This window comes from Dickeya dadantii NCPPB 898 (assembly GCF_000406145.1).
Lineage (GTDB): Bacteria > Pseudomonadota > Gammaproteobacteria > Enterobacterales > Enterobacteriaceae > Dickeya > Dickeya dadantii.
Genome location: NZ_CM001976.1, coordinates 2,435,254 through 2,452,934, shown reverse-complemented (window position 1 = coordinate 2,452,934; position 17,681 = coordinate 2,435,254). Strand labels below are relative to the sequence as shown.

The 17,681-nt window shown below is 53.6% G+C and carries 16 protein-coding genes; 9 read left to right on the top strand and 7 right to left on the bottom strand.

Going from position 1 to position 17,681, the window contains the following annotated elements:
* Positions 1 to 426: 426 nt before the first annotated feature.
* Together ychF and pth are read right to left on the bottom strand one after the other, a co-directional pair.
* Positions 427 to 1,518 (bottom strand): redox-regulated ATPase YchF, encoded by a 1,092-nt coding sequence (gene ychF, locus DDA898_RS11275; RefSeq protein ID WP_013317999.1) that lies wholly within the window; start codon positions 1,516 to 1,518, stop codon positions 427 to 429.
* A gap of 129 nt (positions 1,519 to 1,647) precedes the next feature.
* Positions 1,648 to 2,235: an aminoacyl-tRNA hydrolase gene (gene pth / locus DDA898_RS11270; protein ID WP_013317998.1), complete on the bottom strand. Its 588-nt coding sequence runs from the start codon at positions 2,233 to 2,235 to the stop codon at positions 1,648 to 1,650.
* Between the two features lie 253 nt (positions 2,236 to 2,488).
* Here pth and ychH point away from each other — a divergent pair, with 253 nt between their 5' ends.
* The gene (ychH, locus tag DDA898_RS11265; protein WP_013317997.1) at positions 2,489 to 2,758 is read left to right on the top strand and encodes a stress-induced protein YchH; all 270 of its coding nucleotides are present in this window, start codon (positions 2,489 to 2,491) and stop codon (positions 2,756 to 2,758) included.
* Between the two features lie 228 nt (positions 2,759 to 2,986).
* On the opposite strand, the gene DDA898_RS11260 is transcribed toward ychH, so the two are convergent.
* The gene (locus DDA898_RS11260; protein ID WP_038909813.1) at positions 2,987 to 3,889 is read right to left on the bottom strand and encodes a LysR family transcriptional regulator; all 903 of its coding nucleotides are present in this window, start codon (positions 3,887 to 3,889) and stop codon (positions 2,987 to 2,989) included.
* 179 nt (positions 3,890 to 4,068) lie between these two features.
* Between DDA898_RS11260 and DDA898_RS11255 the strand changes: the two genes are divergently transcribed.
* A complete protein-coding gene (locus DDA898_RS11255) occupies positions 4,069 to 4,854 on the top strand; it encodes a type 1 glutamine amidotransferase domain-containing protein (RefSeq protein WP_038909812.1) in 786 nt (261 codons plus the stop codon).
* A 339-nt stretch (positions 4,855 to 5,193) separates the two neighbouring features.
* On the opposite strand, the gene prs is transcribed toward DDA898_RS11255, so the two are convergent.
* The 3 genes from prs to lolB form a co-directional block, all read right to left on the bottom strand.
* On the bottom strand, positions 5,194 to 6,141 hold the full coding sequence (gene prs, locus DDA898_RS11250) for a ribose-phosphate diphosphokinase (RefSeq protein ID WP_012769780.1): 948 nt from the start codon (positions 6,139 to 6,141) through the stop codon (positions 5,194 to 5,196).
* 129 nt (positions 6,142 to 6,270) lie between these two features.
* Positions 6,271 to 7,143, bottom strand: coding sequence for a 4-(cytidine 5'-diphospho)-2-C-methyl-D-erythritol kinase (ispE, locus tag DDA898_RS11245; protein ID WP_038901247.1), 873 nt, complete (start codon positions 7,141 to 7,143; stop codon positions 6,271 to 6,273).
* Positions 7,144 to 7,146: 3 nt separating this feature from the next.
* Positions 7,147 to 7,767, bottom strand: coding sequence for a lipoprotein insertase outer membrane protein LolB (gene lolB, locus DDA898_RS11240; RefSeq protein ID WP_013317992.1), 621 nt, complete (start codon positions 7,765 to 7,767; stop codon positions 7,147 to 7,149).
* A gap of 209 nt (positions 7,768 to 7,976) precedes the next feature.
* Here lolB and hemA point away from each other — a divergent pair, with 209 nt between their 5' ends.
* The 5 genes from hemA (at position 7,977) to kdsA (ending at position 13,156) form a co-directional block, all read left to right on the top strand.
* The gene (gene hemA / locus DDA898_RS11235; protein WP_038909811.1) at positions 7,977 to 9,233 is read left to right on the top strand and encodes a glutamyl-tRNA reductase; all 1,257 of its coding nucleotides are present in this window, start codon (positions 7,977 to 7,979) and stop codon (positions 9,231 to 9,233) included.
* 47 nt (positions 9,234 to 9,280) lie between these two features.
* Complete coding sequence (gene prfA, locus DDA898_RS11230; RefSeq protein WP_038909810.1) at positions 9,281 to 10,366, top strand: peptide chain release factor 1; 1,086 nt, start codon at positions 9,281 to 9,283, stop codon at positions 10,364 to 10,366.
* Entirely contained in the window at positions 10,363 to 11,214 is an 852-nt protein-coding gene (prmC, locus tag DDA898_RS11225) for a peptide chain release factor N(5)-glutamine methyltransferase (protein WP_038909809.1), read from the top strand. Before prfA ends, prmC begins: the two co-directional genes overlap by 4 nt.
* 221 nt (positions 11,215 to 11,435) lie before the next feature.
* A complete protein-coding gene (gene sirB1 / locus DDA898_RS11220) occupies positions 11,436 to 12,245 on the top strand; it encodes an invasion regulator SirB1 (protein WP_013317988.1) in 810 nt (269 codons plus the stop codon).
* A gap of 56 nt (positions 12,246 to 12,301) precedes the next feature.
* The gene (gene kdsA, locus DDA898_RS11215) at positions 12,302 to 13,156 is read left to right on the top strand and encodes a 3-deoxy-8-phosphooctulonate synthase (protein WP_038909808.1); all 855 of its coding nucleotides are present in this window, start codon (positions 12,302 to 12,304) and stop codon (positions 13,154 to 13,156) included.
* Positions 13,157 to 13,232: 76 nt separating this feature from the next.
* On the opposite strand, the gene ydgH is transcribed toward kdsA, so the two are convergent.
* Positions 13,233 to 14,183 (bottom strand): DUF1471 family protein YdgH, encoded by a 951-nt coding sequence (ydgH, locus tag DDA898_RS11210; protein ID WP_038909807.1) that lies wholly within the window; start codon positions 14,181 to 14,183, stop codon positions 13,233 to 13,235.
* Between the two features lie 510 nt (positions 14,184 to 14,693).
* Between ydgH and pntA the strand changes: the two genes are divergently transcribed.
* Both pntA and pntB read left to right on the top strand, forming a co-directional pair.
* Positions 14,694 to 16,226: a Re/Si-specific NAD(P)(+) transhydrogenase subunit alpha gene (gene pntA, locus DDA898_RS11205; RefSeq protein WP_013317984.1), complete on the top strand. Its 1,533-nt coding sequence runs from the start codon at positions 14,694 to 14,696 to the stop codon at positions 16,224 to 16,226.
* Positions 16,227 to 16,236: 10 nt separating this feature from the next.
* The gene (pntB, locus tag DDA898_RS11200; RefSeq protein WP_038909805.1) at positions 16,237 to 17,625 is read left to right on the top strand and encodes a Re/Si-specific NAD(P)(+) transhydrogenase subunit beta; all 1,389 of its coding nucleotides are present in this window, start codon (positions 16,237 to 16,239) and stop codon (positions 17,623 to 17,625) included.
* Positions 17,626 to 17,681: the final 56 nt, after the last annotated feature.

The following is a 17,681-nucleotide window of genomic DNA, read 5'->3' as shown; positions in this document are numbered from 1 at the left end:
TGGTGGATTGTTCCAGCTTCGATAAGCCAGTTATTGACAGGATAATGCGACTAATATTTCCCGCGAAGAATATATTCATTAAAAAAACAAACGGTTAAATATTATCGGGCTATTTTCTCTGCGACCTATTTTGTCAGTGTGTGATGGTGTAAGCACACCCGTTTTGGTTCCACGTACTTTTTGATATATCCGGTTTTTCAGCCATCATGCCGGTATTCTGCTGGCGTCAGATTATTCAGGGATTCATGGGGCTGTTTGCGGTTGTGGGGTCAGTCCAGGGCCAGTCCAGGATCGTCTACCGGGGAGGGGGTCAGTCCATTACATGAGACATTACGAAAAGAAAAATCCACGCAACTGCGTGGATTTTATGGGTTTGTCGGCCTTCATGAGAATCAGTGAAGCCTCATGAAGACAACAGAAGAAAATTTAGACGTTAAACAAGAAGTTCATAATATCGCCATCTTTAACGATATATTCTTTCCCTTCTGAACGCATTTTACCGGCTTCTTTGGCGCCTTGTTCACCTTTGTAAGTGATGAAATCATCAAAGGCGATAGTCTGGGCGCGAATAAACCCTTTTTCGAAGTCGGTGTGAATTTTACCGGCCGCCTGTGGGGCAGTGGCGCCAACCGGGATGGTCCAGGCGCGAACTTCTTTTACGCCAGCGGTGAAGTAGGTTTGCAGGTTCAGCAATTCATAACCCGCGCGGATTACGCGGTTTAAGCCTGGCTCTTCCAGACCCAGCTCCGCCATGAATTCATCGCGCTCTTCATCATCAAGTTCAGCAATGTCGGATTCAACCGCGGCACATACCGGCACTACCACGGAACCTTCTCTCGCTGCGATTTCGCGAACCTGATCCAGATAAGGGTTGTTCTCGAAGCCGTCTTCATTAACGTTGGCAATGTACATTGTTGGTTTAAGGGTCAGGAAGCTCAGATAGCGGATCGCCGCTTTCTCTTCCGCGCTTAGATCCAGCGCGCGCAGCATACCGGCGTTTTCCAACTGCGGCAGGCATTTTTCCAGCGCGGCTTGTTCAACTTTCGCGTCTTTATCGCCGCCTTTGGCTTTCTTCTGTACGCGATGCAGCGCGCGTTCACAGGTGTCCAGATCCGACAACGCCAGCTCAGTGTTGATGGTATCAATATCATCGGCAGGGTTCACTTTACCGGCAACGTGGATGATATTTTCATTTTCAAAGCAACGTACCACGTGGCCGATGGCTTCGGTTTCACGGATGTTGGTCAGGAACTGGTTGCCCAGACCTTCGCCTTTGGAGGCGCCTTTCACCAGACCGGCGATATCCACAAACTCCATGGTGGTGGGGACGGTACGCTGCGGTTTGACAATCTCGGCCAACTGGTCGAGGCGCAGGTCCGGCATCGGCACTACGCCGGTGTTGGGTTCGATAGTACAAAACGGAAAGTTGGCCGCTTCGATACCGGCTTTGGTCAGCGCGTTGAACAGAGTGGATTTACCCACGTTAGGCAGCCCAACGATACCGCATTTGAATCCCATGTTTATGTCACCTTAAAAATCACTAATCATCAGGCTTTGTTTGGAAAAAGCCTGTCATAATGGAAAAAGTCAGTCTTAATGCCAATTATACACATAATGTGGCATGAACTCGATTCGCCCGATCGCCCATCATGACGCTTTGAACGCGTGCAGGCGGTTCATGGCTTTGATCATGTCTTCCTTCATCAGGATATCGGTGCAGCGCAATGATTCGTCAATCGCTTGATCGATCAGCGTCTGTTCGCTGGCGGGCGGTTTGCCTAGCACAAATCCCACCACCTTGTTTTTATCACCCGGATGGCCGATGCCGATGCGTAAACGGTGAAAATTGGGGTTGTTGCCGAGTTTGCTGACGATATCCTTCAACCCATTGTGGCCGCCGTGACCGCCACCGAGCTTCAGTTTGGCGACGCCGGGCGGCAGGTCCAGTTCATCGTGCGCCACCAGAATTTCATCGGGCTGGATGCGATAGAAGGTTGCCATCGCCGCTACGGCTTTGCCGCTCAGGTTCATGAACGTTGTGGGCACCAGCAGGCGTACATCGTTACCCGCCATAGACAGACGTGCGGTATAGCCGAAAAATTTACTCTCTTCTTTCAGCGGCTGTCGGTAGGCTTCCGCCAGGCGGTCAATGTACCAGGCGCCGGCGTTATGGCGGGTGGTGGCGTATTCGGCACCAGGGTTCGCCAGACCTACAATCAATTTGATACCACTCACAATTTGATACCACTCACAGTTTGATACCACTCATAATTTGATACGACTCACATGATACGTTTTTAGGGGAGCCTAAGGTCACGACGTATCAGGATAATTGGTAAAACCGTTAGTGTAACGCAGGGGCACTTGATCACCAACATGTGATCCTTCACGCAACCCCATAGTGAAGTGCTGCTTATACTGTGAATAAATCAGAAAGACACGCAGCAATATTTTGGTTATTTCCACTGGATATTTCTGGAGGTGAAATATGAAACGTAGAAATGCTGTGATGATGGGCAACGTATTTATGGGATTAGGTATGTTGCTTATGATTGCCGGAATAGCTTATTCGATAGCTAATCAGCTGCCTGAATTGAATTTGCCGGGTTCGCTCTATTACGTGGAGTTACTGGCTATTTTTGCCGGCGCTATTTTGTGGCTGGCGGGCGCGCGTATTAGTGGACGGGAAAATGTGACGGATCGTTATTGGTGGCTGAAGCACTTTGATAAACGCTGTCGTCGCGAACGGCATCCCTGATTAACAAGTAACGGCTATATCCAATAAGCGCCAACTGGTGGAAACCGGATGGCGGCAGTGTCGCTTTATCCGTCGACATGTTTATACCCATAATACTTCAAGTTGCAGGTGCTCTGGCTTTGCTACTCGGTCCCCCTGTGTTTCGCTGCTTTGGGACCGTATTACAAGGCTAAAATGAGCCTTGTCCTGCAATTTGAATTATTTTAAACATAAAATATATTATAAATTTTAAACATTCATTATACGGGAACATGTCTCAATAAACGCGCGCAACTTGGGTTGATTTCTGCCTGCTTTCGAAAAATAGAGAAAAAGACCATCATTTCCTGGGGAACAGTCAAGCAGTGCGGGCTCCAGGCTTCCCGTTGCCAGTTCGCGCGAAGTGTGGAATGTAGACGAGTAGATGAGGCCGACCCCTTTAACAGCAAGGTTACGCATAAGTTCACCATCATTGACCGTAATGGCTCCTGTCGGGTCAATACGTACTGTTTCATTGTTCTCAATAAATTCCCAACGATAAATATCGCCTTTTTCCGGGCGACGAAACCGAATACATTCATGATGAACAAGATCATTGGTGACTTTAGGTTTCCCATGTAGTTTGAAATAGGCTGGAGCCCCAAAAACCGCCCATTGAAAAGGCCTGGAAAGTCGTATCGCAATCATATCCTGCTCAATGTATGAACCGATCAAGATACCCGCATCATAACCCTCAGAAATAAAATTGTTGTGGCGATTACTGACAGTAATATCCAGGTTTACATTTGGCCATTCCTGGCGGAATGCGGGTAATAAAGGTTCAATAACATGCGGTAAGGCCAGACGCTCTACGATTAACCTCAATGTCCCAGCCGGAGCCTTTGACGACTGAACCGCGTCTTCGAGACTTACTGAAATTGCACGCGCAGCGGGCTCTATCTTCAAGAGCAGGTTCTTTCCGGCCTCTGTCAATGCCATTTTACGCGTTGTCCTATGAAAAAGGAGCATGCCAAGGCGATTCTCCAATTTCTGCAACGCTTGACTGACTGAACCTGGTGTTTTGCCAAGATCGATAGCCGCTTTCCGAATACTAAGCCTTTTCGAGATAGCCAGAAATTCCGGCAACCCATCAAAATCATTGTTTTGGCTCATCTCGAATCCTCTCGTATTATTTTCATCTCGTTCGCGTATTTATATTCTGTGGTAATAATTCACCTTAATACAAGGCTATTGGCATGTTTTTTTAAACAATCTGTTCCGTTTTAGCCGTCTACCTCTGGGTTTTGAACTCAGATACAGTGAGGACACACCAACAATCCGAAGGAAATCATATGTCACTTGCAACGTATTTTGTGCGTCTCATCATCGCCATTACCGTATTCTCGGCATCTGTTATTGCGGGGGCTGCCCAGGAAACTCAACAACAGGAAAAGATATTAATTGTCGTCTCCAGTCTGGATAAGAAAACAGAAAATCTCGTTGGGGGATTTTGGTTTCCAGAATTGACTCATCCAGTAAAGGTCTTTGATAAAGCGGGTTTTGACTTTGACATTGCAAGTCCCAAAGGTGGCTTGGCTCCTTTCGATGGTTTCGACTTGAAAGATCAGGCTAGCCTGGATTTTTGGACCAACCCCCAACACCGAAACAAGCTTGGTCAAACGATTAAATTATCGGATGTTGACCCATCAAAATATTCTGCGATTCTGCTCGTCGGTGGTCATGGTCCGATGTGGGATTTTGTAAATAATACTGAACTCAATAATATTGTGCGAACTATGTACGAAAACAAGGATGTTATTAGTGCCGTTTGCCATGGCCCGGCAGGGCTCATAAATGTGAAACTCAGCAACGGTGAAAGCTTAATCAAAGGTCGTCGCCTCACAGGATTTACAGCAGCGGAAGAGGTTTCCCGGCAGTATGACAAGATCGTGCCATTTGAACTGGAAGGTGCTTTGAAGAAAGGCGGGGCAAAGTTTGAAGAAGCACCAATATTTGAGAACAACGTTGTTGTTGATGGGCGTTTAATTACCGGACAAAACCCAGCTTCTGCAACGGCGCTTGGGGAGGCTGTGGTTAAAGCGTTACAAGCCAGGACTCAGCGCAAAGTCGCTCTATAACCGATCATTCCGGTCTATACCCCAAATAATTCGAGTTGCAGGAAGGCGGCAAGTGAGTGAATCTCGATGAGCTTATTCAGACAAGTTATTCGGGTGAACGACAAATCTGCCGGGAGCAGATTTGAACGCAGCTTGCTGCGGCCCTGAAAGGGCGAGGCCCAAGGAGGGGCCGAGTAACGTAGCCAACACACCTGCAACTTGAAGTATGACGGGTATATTAAGGATCCTGTTGAACGATTGAGTATTTCAGTAAAAATACGGAAATGTTCTTCATCTCTAATAAAAACGCCACCGGATAATCATTATCCGGTGGCGTAGTCATTGCAGCCGAAATATCGATTAGTGCTCGAACATCGCAGAAATAGATTCTTCGTTGCTGATACGGCGGATGGCTTCTGCCAGCATACCTGATAAAGTCAGCGTGCGTACGTTCGGCAGCGACTTGATATTTTCCGACAGCGGAATGGTATCGCAGACAATCACTTCATCAATAACAGAGTTCTTGATGTTCTCGTAAGCGTTGCCAGAGAAGATCGGGTGGGTGGCGTAGGCGAAGACGCGTTTAGCGCCACGCTCTTTCAGGGCTTCCGCCGCTTTGCACAGGGTACCGCCGGTGTCGATCATGTCGTCGACCAGCACGCAATCGCGGCCGGCGACGTCACCGATGATGTGCATCACCTGAGAGACGTTGGCGCGCGGACGGCGCTTGTCGATGATCGCCATATCGGTGTCGTTCAGCAGTTTGGCGATAGCGCGAGCGCGAACCACGCCGCCGATATCCGGAGAAACCACGATCGGGTTGTCCAGATTCTGTTGCAACATGTCTTCCAGCAGAATCGGGCTGCCGAACACGTTGTCTACCGGTACGTCGAAGAACCCCTGAATCTGCTCGGCGTGGAGATCCACCGTCAGGACACGGTCAACGCCGACGCTGGAAAGAAAGTCAGCCACGACTTTGGCGGTAATCGGCACGCGGGCGGAGCGTACACGGCGATCCTGACGTGCATAGCCGAAGTAGGGGATGACAGCGGTAATACGTCCTGCGGAAGCGCGGCGCAGGGCATCAACCATTACGACCAGCTCCATCAGATTGTCATTGGTGGGAGCACAGGTCGACTGGATGATGAAAATATCACCACCGCGTACATTTTCGTTGATTTGTACGCTGACTTCGCCGTCGCTAAAACGACCAACAGCAGCGTCGCCCAGACTGGTGTACAAACGGTTGGCAATACGTTGTGCTAGTTCCGGTGTGGCGTTACCAGCAAAAAGCTTCATATCAGGCACGAGAAGAACCTCAAGCTTGCGTCCAGAGAAATATTCCGCCTGCGGAAGGCCGTGTGTCGTACCGCAAGCAGGATATACATACGGGTGTATGGAAAAGATCGCTAGAACATCACGGTCGGCGGTGGTGTTTTAGCAATCCTTGAATTGCCCGGAAAGCCGCCGCTGCAGCGGGGAAACGTTAACACCACGCGCAACAAAACCATGCAATCCTTCCGGGGCCCGGTTTAGCACCTGACGAGCGGCGGACTCGGTGTCGAATTCGGCAAACACGCAAGCGCCGGTGCCGGTCAGGCGCGACGGTGCGTATTCTAACAGCCATAAAAGTCGCTCTTCAACCTCACGAAAACGTTTTCTTGCGACAGCTTCACAATCGTTGCTGAAAGTTTGTGTCAGTAATTGTGACAGCGGGCGTACCGGCGTATCTCGCGTCAAATCCGGATCGGCAAAGATGAGCGGGGTGGGAATGCTGACGCCGGGGTGCACCACCAGATACCATTTTTCCGGCGGCGACGCGGGTGTTAACCGTTCTCCCACGCCTTCGGCGAACGCGGCGTGCCCATGCACGAATACCGGCACATCCGCCCCCAGCTTCAGGCCCAGTGCGGCCAATGTGTCGACCGGTATCCGGCTGCCCCACAGCTGATTCAGCGCCACCAGTACCGTGGCGGCGTTAGACGAACCACCGCCCAGGCCGCCGCCCATCGGCAGACGTTTGTCGACGGCGATATCGGCGCCGGCAAACGGCAATCCGGCCTGTCGACAATGGTCCTGCAACTGGCGGGCGGCGCGAACGGCCAGATTCTGTTCATCGGGAACGCCGGGCAGCGGTGTCAGTAAGACGATTTGCTGATCCTGCCGTGGCGTAATGGCCAGGGTGTCGCCGTAATCCAGAAACTGAAACAGCGTCTGCAGATTATGGTAACCGTCCGGGCGACGACCAGTGATGTATAAAAACAGATTCAGTTTGGCCGGGGAAGGCCAGCGGTTGCATGCGGTCGCCATGAGCTATTGCGTCGTCCAGTTGTCCATTTTCAGTTTGATGCGTTGCTCGCCCTGGGTCAGTTCCAGATTCTGCGGCAACGGCAGTGGACCGTCAGTATAGGACAGGTAGGACACGTTCCAGTGCTGGTCGCCCTGCTGATAGTTCACGCTGCGCAGCAGAGCGCGTTCATCCAGAGCGAAATCCTGCGCGTCGCCCGGCAGACCGAGCATCCACTGGCGCAAATTATCGAGCGGAATCGCCATGCCGGTGAGCTGCTGAACCATGTGCTGCGCGTCTTTACCCATGTAGCGCTTACCTTGATTGTCGGTAATCTGCACCAGGTCCGGGCTGACTTGTAGCTCCAGTTCTGTGCCCCCTAGCGGATTGCTGAGCAACAGACGGTAACGCTGTGGAGAAGGCTGTTGCCAGAAGAAACGGGCGTACAGCTTTTTCCTATCGGAAATATAGGCGAAGGAGCCGCGGGTCTGATACTGGGTCAGATTTTGTACTTTTTGCTCATGTTCGCGCCACTCGGGAGAGGTCGGTTTTTTACCCGGCAAGGTGGGCTGCGTCAGGGTACAGGCTGTCAGTAACACACTCGCCAAAGGCAGTAACCGTAAGGCGCGAACGGGATTATTGGGCATGTCGAAAAGGTCCTGTTACAAGCATCATGGGTTCACAACAAGGCGTCACGCTAGCGGGGTTGACTGGCAGCGTCAATGCCTGTGATGCTGCCCGGCGCGGTGGAACAACGTGAATGTAGTCGCCCAGGGTCACTTTTCTTGCCCGCAGGCTTCAAGTAGAATGCCACTCAGATGAAACCCATACTAACATCGGGATTACTCTGTAGACCATGACCCTGCTTGCGCTTGGCATCAATCATAAAACAGCACCAGTCTCTCTGCGGGAACGTGTAGCGTTCTCTCCGGACAGACAGGGGCAGGCGCTGCACAGTCTGTTACAGCAACCGCTGGTTCAGGGCGGGGTGTTGCTTTCCACCTGCAATCGCACCGAACTTTATCTCAGCGTGGAAGAGCAGGAAAACCGGCGCGAACAGTTGATCGCCTGGTTGTGTGATTATCACCGGCTCAGTCCTGATGAAATCCGTAAAAATCTCTACTGGCACGAAGGCAATGCTGCCGTCAGCCATCTGATGCGCGTCGCCAGCGGACTGGATTCGCTGGTGCTGGGCGAACCGCAGATTCTGGGGCAGGTCAAGAAAGCCTTCGCCGATTCTCAGCGCGAACGTTCATTGTCAGGCGAACTGGAGCGCATGTTCCAGAAGTCGTTTACCGTCGCCAAACGGGTACGCACCGAAACCGATATCGGCGCCAGCGCGGTGTCGGTGGCGTTTGCCGCCTGTACGCTGGCGCGGCAGATCTTCGAATCTTTGGCCGACGTCAATGTCCTGCTGGTGGGCGCAGGCGAAACCATCGAACTGGTGTCCCGTCATTTGCGCGAGCATCGCGTGAAGCGGATGGTGATTGCCAACCGGACGCGCGAGCGTGCTCAGTTGCTGGCCGAAGAAGTGGGCGCCGATGTGATTACGCTGGCGGAACTGGGTGCTTATTTGCCGCAGGCGGACATCGTCATCAGTTCTACCGCCAGTACGTTGCCCATCATCGGTAAAGGGATGATGGAGCGTACGATGAAAACCCGCCGTAATCAGCCGATGCTGATGGTGGACATCGCCGTACCGCGCGACATCGAGCCTGAAGTCGGGCGATTGCCGAACATTTATCTGTATAGCGTCGATGATCTGCAGGCGATCATTCAGCACAATCTGGCGCAGCGTAAGGCGGCGGCCATTCAGGCTGAGTCCATCGTGCAGCAGGAGTGTTCGGAGTTCATGGCCTGGCTGCGTGCGCAGGCGGCGGTGGACACCATCCGCGACTATCGTTCTCAGGCCGATCGCCTGCGTGATGATATGACCGCCAAAGCGCTGGCGGCGATACAGAACGGCGGCGATGTGGATGCCATCGTGCAGGAACTGGCGCACCGGCTGACCAATCGCCTGATTCATGCTCCCACCCGGTCATTGCAACAGGCCGCCCGCGACGGCGATCTGGAGCGTTTGCAGATTTTGCGTGACAGCCTCGGTCTGAACTAGCATTCTTCTTCCCCCATAATGATTCAACACAGGATTGAACTGCCCGCATGAAGCCTTCTATTGTTGCCAAACTGGAAGCGTTACAAGAGCGCCATGAAGAAGTGCAGGCGCTGCTGGGAGAACCCAGCGTGATTGCCGATATGGACCGTTTCCGGGCGTTGTCCCGCGAGTACGCGCAACTTACCGACATTACCCGTTGCTTTCAGCGCTGGCAGCAGACGCAGGACGATCTCGCCACGGCCGAACTGATGCTGGATGACCCCGAAATGCGCGATTTGGCGCAGGACGAACTGAAAACGGCTAAAGCGGCCAGCGAAGAACTGGAACAGCAATTACAGGTGTTGTTGCTACCGAAGGATCCGGATGACGAACGCGGTTGTTTCCTTGAAATTCGCGCCGGCACCGGCGGTGACGAAGCCGCGCTGTTTGCCGGCGATCTGTTCCGTATGTACAGCCGTTATGCCGAATCCCGCCGCTGGAAGGTTGAAGTCATGAGCGCCAGCGACGGCGAACACGGCGGCTACAAAGAGATGATCGCCAAGGTAGCGGGCGACGGCGCCTACGGCCAGTTGAAATTCGAATCCGGCGGCCACCGGGTGCAGCGGGTACCGGCCACTGAGTCGCAGGGGCGTATCCATACCTCCGCCTGTACCGTCGCGGTGATGCCGGAAGTACCGGAAGCGGAACTGCCGGATATCAACCCTGCCGATCTGAGAATCGATACCTTCCGCTCCTCCGGCGCCGGCGGGCAACACGTCAACACCACCGATTCCGCTATCCGTATCACCCACCTGCCGACCGGCATTGTGGTCGAGTGTCAGGATGAGCGTTCACAGCACAAGAACAAAGCCAAAGCATTGTCGGTGCTGGCTGCCCGCATTCGCGCCGCGGAAATGCAAAAGCGCCAGCAGGAAGAAGCCTCGACCCGGCGTAACCTGTTGGGCAGCGGCGACCGCTCCGACCGTATCCGCACCTACAACTTTCCGCAGGGAAGGGTGACCGATCATCGTATCAACCTGACGCTCTATCGGCTGGACGAGGCGATGGAAGGCAAACTGGATATGCTGATTCAGCCTATCGTGCAGGAATATCAGGCGGATCAACTGGCGGCGCTGGCCGAGCAGGATCAATGAATTATCAGGACTGGCTGAAACAGGCGGCAGCCCGACTGCAGGCCAGCGACAGCCCGAAGCGAGACGCCGAGATTCTGTTGGAACATGTGACCGGAAAAGGTCGCACGTTTCTGTTGGCGTTTGGTGAAACCGAGTTGACCGATGGCGAGGGCTCGGCGCTTGCAGCCTTGCTGGCGCGCCGCGCCACCGGCGAGCCGATTGCCTATCTGGTCGGGCATCGGGAGTTCTGGTCGCTATCGCTGGCCGTATCGCCGGCGACGCTGATCCCGCGTCCGGATACCGAATGTTTGGTTGAACACGCGCTGGCGCATTTGCCCGCCGGTGCCTCATCGGTGCTGGATTTGGGCACCGGCACCGGAGCGATTGCATTGGCGATTGCGCATGAGCGGCCGGATTGTCAGGTGGTGGGGATTGATCGTCAGCCCGACGCGGTGGCGCTGGCCAATCATAACGCCAGTCAGTTGGGAATCGCCAATGCCCGGTTTTTGCCGGGAGACTGGTTTTCGCCGCTGAATGGGCAGCGTTTCTCTCTGATTGTCAGCAATCCTCCCTACATTGACGAGCATGACCCGCACCTGTCGCGAGGCGATGTGCGTTTCGAACCCGCCAGCGCGCTGGTGGCGAGAGAGGCTGGGCTGGCTGATTTGCGGCAAATTATCCGGCAAGCGGGGGGATTTTTGCTGGATAGCGGCTGGCTACTGCTGGAACACGGCTGGCAGCAGGGCGATGCGGTACGGTCATTACTGACGCAGTATGGTTTTGTGCAAGTGAAAACCTACCGCGATTATGGCGATAATGAGCGAGTGACGCTGGGGCAATGGCCCGCCGGGGCAATCTACGGGCGTTGAATGCGGCCTCAACCTGCGTTGCCGGGGCTTGAGCCGGATCACATTGGTAATGATTAGCCATGATTATCGCTCGACGTTCTGGACAGACCTGCTGACGAGCGCCAGGTTTGGCATTATTATCTGATCCGCTGGCTTCCGCGCCCGCAAGGCGTGCATGGGCTGATGAATAATTTGCTTTTTCAGGCGTGCAGCTGACGTTATCTTTGCTTGATGGAATAACTATGAGTTCTATTGCTGATTTTGAATTTAACCAGTCCCCCTTAAGTGAAGGCGTGATTCTGGTTTCCCAGTCAATACGCCGCGATTTTTCCGCGCAGGAAGTGAGACAAAATCTGCAGCAACTCGTTGAAGAAGCGCGGGCGGTCATCTCCGCCGATCTGGATCAGGATCAACAGCTGGAACAGCTCATTGAGCTCTTCTTCCATTCCTGGGGCTTTGGCGGCGCCAGTGGCGTTTACCATTTGTCCGACGTACTGTGGCTGGACAACGTGCTGGCTACCCGACAGGGGATGCCGGTATCGTTGGGAATTATCTTCCTGCATATCGCTAATCAGCTGGGGTTGCCGCTGATGCCGGTAATTTTCCCGACCCAGCTGATTTTACGCGCCGACTGGCTCGACGATGAAATGTGGCTGATTAATCCGCTAAACGGCGACACGCTGAGCGAACACGTGCTGGAAGTGTGGCTAAAAGGCAACATTGGTCTTTCCGCCAGGCTGATGGACAGCGATCTGGATGAAGCGGAAAACGTGATGATTGTCCGCAAGCTGCTGGATACGCTCAAGGTCGCGCTGATGGAAGAGAAACAGATGGAGCTGGCGCTGCGCGCCAGTGAAGCCGTGCTGCAGTTCGACCCGGAAGATCCGTATGAAATCCGTGACCGTGGCCTGATTTACGCCCAACTGGAATGCGATCATATCGCCTTGTCAGACCTGAGCTATTTCGTGGAACAATGCCCGGAAGATCCGGTTAGCGAAATGATTAAGGTGCAGATTCACTCTATCGAGCAGAAGCAGATTGTGCTGCACTAGTTCGGTAAAACGCCTGAACCCCGATCATCTGATTTATCCGACAATAAGGTAAGTTTATGAACAATAAAGTGGTTAACATCGGAGATATCCCGGTTGCCAACTCTCTGCCGTTTGTTCTGTTTGGCGGCATGAATGTGCTCGAATCCCGCGATCTGGCGATGCGGATTTGCGAGCACTATGTCACGGTAACGCAGAAACTGGGTATCCCCTATGTTTTCAAAGCGTCTTTTGATAAGGCGAACCGCTCTTCCATCCACTCTTACCGTGGTCCGGGTCTGGAAGCAGGGATGAAGATTTTCCAGGAACTGAAGCAAACTTTTGGCGTGAAAATCATTACCGATGTGCATGAGCCGCAGCAGGCGCAACCGGTATCCGAAGTGGTGGATGTCATTCAGCTGCCGGCGTTCCTCGCCCGCCAGACTGACCTGGTGGAAGCGATGGCGAAAACCGACGCGGTCATCAACATCAAGAAACCGCAGTTCATCAGTCCGGGGCAGGTCGGCAATATCGTGGATAAATTCCGCGAGGGCGGCAACGAGCAGGTGATTCTGTGCGATCGCGGCAGTAACTTTGGCTACGACAACCTGGTGGTGGACATGCTGGGCTTTAATGTCATGAAGCAGGTTTCCCACGGCGCGCCGGTGATTTTTGATGTTACCCACGCGTTGCAATGCCGCGATCCGTTCGGCGCCGCGTCCGGCGGACGTCGTGCTCAGGTGGCCGAACTGGCGCGTGCCGGTATGGCGGTCGGAATTGCAGGGCTGTTTATTGAAGCACACCCGGAACCGAACAGCGCCATGTGCGACGGCCCTTCCGCTTTGCCGCTGGCTAAACTGGAACCGTTCCTGCAGCAGATGAAAGCGATCGATGAACTGGTCAAAAGCTTCCCGGAACTGGATACCAGCAACTGATTTACCCGCAGATGTAAAAAAACCGCCAACAGGCGGTTTTTTTATGCATCGAACCATGGTTATTTGTACAAAACGATTATTTATACAAGTCGGCGCTGATGGTGTAGTGGTCGCCGTTTTCCTGCCACTCTTTGGTGATGTGGTAGAACTTGGCGCCTTTTTTCGCCGCTCGCTTCGCTACCTCTTCAGAAATATCCGTGGGGCTACTGAAGCTATCACGGAAGCTAATGGAGTCAAACGGTGCCATCTGTGCCGCCGTCGCGTTATTCAGCTCCTGAATTTTTGTGCCATCGGGCATGGTGACGCTGTAACGTGATCCGACAGAGGAAGACTGGGTCTGGAAAAAGTTACCCACTTTATTACTCAGGCTAGAAGAGGTAGCTACGCCAGGGATTTCCACTTTGGAAGCCGCTGCGCCGCCAGCGGCAATCGCTGCTTTGCCGGCTTCCGAGTTTGCCGGGATGGCGTCCGGGCTTTGCACCTGACGTTTCGGCGCATCTTTTTTGTAGACGAAAGCGGTGATGGACTGGGTTGCGCCGCTGGAGTTGATATCGACCTGACGCACGATATAGAAGGAATACGCGTTTTTCTGCTTGGCTGCTTTGCCAATGGCTTCATTCACTTCCGGCTGGTTGCCAAAATAACCGGTGACTGTGACCGTGTCATAGGGTTCCAGACGTACCGCGTCATCTTTCGGCAGTTCTTTCACGCCGCTGAATTCACGGTAGTTGGTGTCTTTGGTCGCTTCCGGCGCGTCCTTGTGGTACAGATCCACGGTAACGGCCCAGCGCCCACCGTTCACTTCCGAGGTGCTTTGGATATAAAAAGCCGCCGCGCCACGCTCATCCGCCTTTTTAGAGGCATCGGACGCTGCTTCGTAAATGGCATCGTAACGACCTAAAAAGGTAATACGCTCAAAGGGTTTTAGTGATTCTGCTTTCTCTGGCGTAAGTTCCTGCGCAGCCTGCGCCGAAAACGCTACTATTGATAAAAGAGTTGATGCAACAACGCTAGTTTTCAGCTTCATAAAAAATCCTTTCGCCTGACGCATACGGTGAATACGTACCAAGCCATCTTCTGTGGTAGCCGCTGATTATGGCACGGAACCTGACGTTATGCCTCTGCATTTTAAGCCAAATCCCGCAAAACCGCTGAGTTGATAATGGAAGAAGAGAAAAATGGAAATAATCACTATTAATAACCGAATTCCTTTTATAAACGATATTTATCAGAATCAGTGCGCTTAACAAAGCGTTAACAGGGGCTTTTTGTGAGATGGCTCGAAACATTAATATGGTAATAATGTTAGAAAAATCTGTTTTAGCTGTGATTTTTAACCATAAATAGCCATCGTCACCTGTCAAAATTCTGCTTTTAGAACCTAATGGTTTTAGCGGTGGATCATTAATTCCATTTTAAGTAGGTTATAAAGGGACTTATCGCTATCGCCTGAGGGTGCTGGCAACGGCGACAAGTTAGTTTTTAGGTGATTGACACAACCATATAAAACCTTCGTGACAACGAAAAGGGATTCACAATGCGTATTGGTGTACCAAAAGAGAGGTTGGCCAATGAAGCCCGTGTCGCAGCCACGCCAAAAACGGTGGAGCAGCTGCTGAAACTGGGCTTTGAGGTCGCCATTGAGCGTGGGGCCGGAAAACTCGCCAGTTTTGAGGATGAGGCTTACGAGCAGGCCGGCGCAACGATTCTGGATACGGCGGCTGTCTGGCAGAGCGATATCCTGCTCAAGGTTAACGCCCCGCTGGATGAGGAAGTGGAATTGACCCGTGCCGGAAGCACGATCATCAGCTTCATCTGGCCGGCGCAGAACCCGGCATTGCTGGAAACGCTGGCGGCCCGCCAGGTGACGGTGCTGGCGATGGATTCCGTTCCCCGTATTTCGCGCGCACAGTCGATGGATGCGTTGAGTTCAATGGCGAATATTGCCGGTTATCGCGCCATTGTCGAAGCCGCGCATGAATTCGGCCGTTTCTTCACCGGTCAGATCACGGCGGCGGGTAAAGTGCCGCCGGCCAAGGTGCTGATCATCGGCGCGGGCGTGGCGGGTCTGGCCGCGATTGGCGCGGCAGGCAGCCTGGGCGCCATTGTGCGTGCGTTTGATACCCGCCCGGAAGTGAAAGAACAGGTTAAAAGCATGGGCGCCGAGTTCCTGGAGCTGGAATTCGAAGAAGAAGCCGGCAGCGGCGACGGCTACGCCAAGGTGATGTCTGAAGCCTTTATCAAGGCGGAAATGGCGTTGTTCGCGGCGCAGGCGCAAGAGGTGGATATTCTTGTCACCACGGCGCTGATCCCCGGCAAACCGGCTCCGCGCTTGATCACCAAAGAGATGGTGCAGAGCATGAAACCCGGCAGCGTGATTGTCGACCTGGCGGCCCAGACCGGCGGTAACTGCGAGCTGACCGTCGCGGATCGGGTCACGGTGACGGAAAATGGTGTGAAAATCATCGGTTATACCGATCTGCCGAGCCGTTTGCCGACCCAGTCTTCACAACTGTACGGCACCAATCTGGTGAACCTGTTGAAGCTGCTGTGCAAAGAGAAGAACGGCGAGATCGAGATCGATTTCGAGGATACCGTCATCCGTGGCGTAACGGTCATCAAGGCCGGCGAAATCACCTGGCCGGCGCCGCCGATTCAGGTTTCCGCTCAGCCGCAACAGGCCAAACCGGCCGCGGCGGCCGTCGCGCAGCAGGACGCTAAACCCGCGTCGCCCTGGAAGAAATTTATTTTCATCGCTATCGCGATTGTGCTGTTTGGCTGGCTGGCGAATGTGGCGCCGAAAGAGTTCCTGTCGCACTTCACCGTATTCGCGCTGTCCTGCGTGGTGGGGTACTACGTGGTCTGGAACGTCAGCCACGCGCTGCATACGCCGTTGATGTCGGTCACCAATGCCATTTCCGGCATCATTGTGGTGGGCGCGTTGTTGCAGATCGGACATGGTGGATGGGTGTCCTTTTTCTCTTTCATCGCCGTGCTGATCGCCAGCATCAATATTTTCGGCGGGTTTACCGTCACTCAGCGCATGCTGAAAATGTTCCGCAAGAATTAAGGGGTAACGGATGTCTGGAGGACTAGTGACGGCAGCGTATATCGTTGCTGCAATTTTGTTTATTTTCAGCCTGGCTGGCTTATCCAAACACGAGACGTCCCGTCAGGGGAACATTTTCGGCATCAGCGGGATGACCATTGCGCTGCTGGCGACCATTCTTGGGCCGAACGCCGGCAACGTGGGGTGGATTATCGCGGCGATGGTGATTGGCGGCGCTATCGGCGTGCATCTGGCTCGCAAAGTGGAAATGACCGAGATGCCGGAGCTGGTGGCGATTCTGCACAGTTTTGTCGGTCTGGCGGCGGTGCTGGTCGGTTTTAACAGCTTTATCGGCGAAGGCGATATTGCCGACCCGATCATGGAAAATATCCATCTGACCGAAGTGTTTCTGGGGATTTTCATCGGTTCGGTAACCTTTACCGGCTCGATCGTCGCGTTTGGCAAGCTACGCGGTTTGTTCTCATCTAAACCGCTGATGTTGCCTAACCGTCATAAGCTGAATCTGCTGGCGCTGGTATTGTCATTCCTGCTGTTGCTGGTGTTTGTTAAAACCGGCAGCGTAGCAATGCAGGTGTTTGCGCTGTTGCTGATGACGCTGATTGCGCTGGCGTTTGGCTGGCATCTGGTGGCGTCTATCGGCGGCGCGGATATGCCGGTGGTGGTTTCCATGCTGAACTCCTATTCCGGTTGGGCCGCGGCGGCCGCTGGCTTCATGTTGAGCAACGATCTGCTGATCGTTACCGGCGCGTTGGTCGGGTCTTCCGGCGCCATCCTGTCTTACATCATGTGCAAGGCGATGAACCGGTCGTTCATTAGCGTGATTGCCGGTGGTTTCGGTACCGATGGTTCTTCCACCAGCAGTGATGAGGCGGTGGGCGAGCATCGTGAAACCACGGCGGAAGAGGTGGCGGAACTGCTGAAAAACTCCACGTCGGTGATCATTACACCGGGGTACGGCATGGCGGTGGCGCAGGCACAGTATCCGGTGCATGACATTACCGCCAAACTGCGGGCGCGCGGCGTCAACGTGCGTTTCGGTATCCACCCGGTGGCCGGGCGTTTGCCGGGGCATATGAACGTGCTGCTGGCGGAAGCCAAAGTGCCTTACGACATTGTGTTGGAAATGGATGAAATCAATGATGATTTCGCTGATACCGACACCGTGCTGGTGATCGGCGCCAACGACACCGTCAATCCGGCGGCGCAGGAAGATCCGCATAGCCCGATTGCCGGTATGCCGGTGCTGGAAGTGTGGAAAGCGCAAAACGTGATTGTGTTCAAACGGTCGATGAATACCGGCTATGCCGGTGTACAGAACCCGCTGTTCTTCAAGGAAAACACCCAGATGCTGTTTGGCGATGCCAAAGAAAGCGTCGAGGCGATTCTGAAAGCGCTGTAATCCCGCCAGGCGGTTGGTTGCAGCAACACAACGGGGGCCATCTGGCCCCCGTTGTC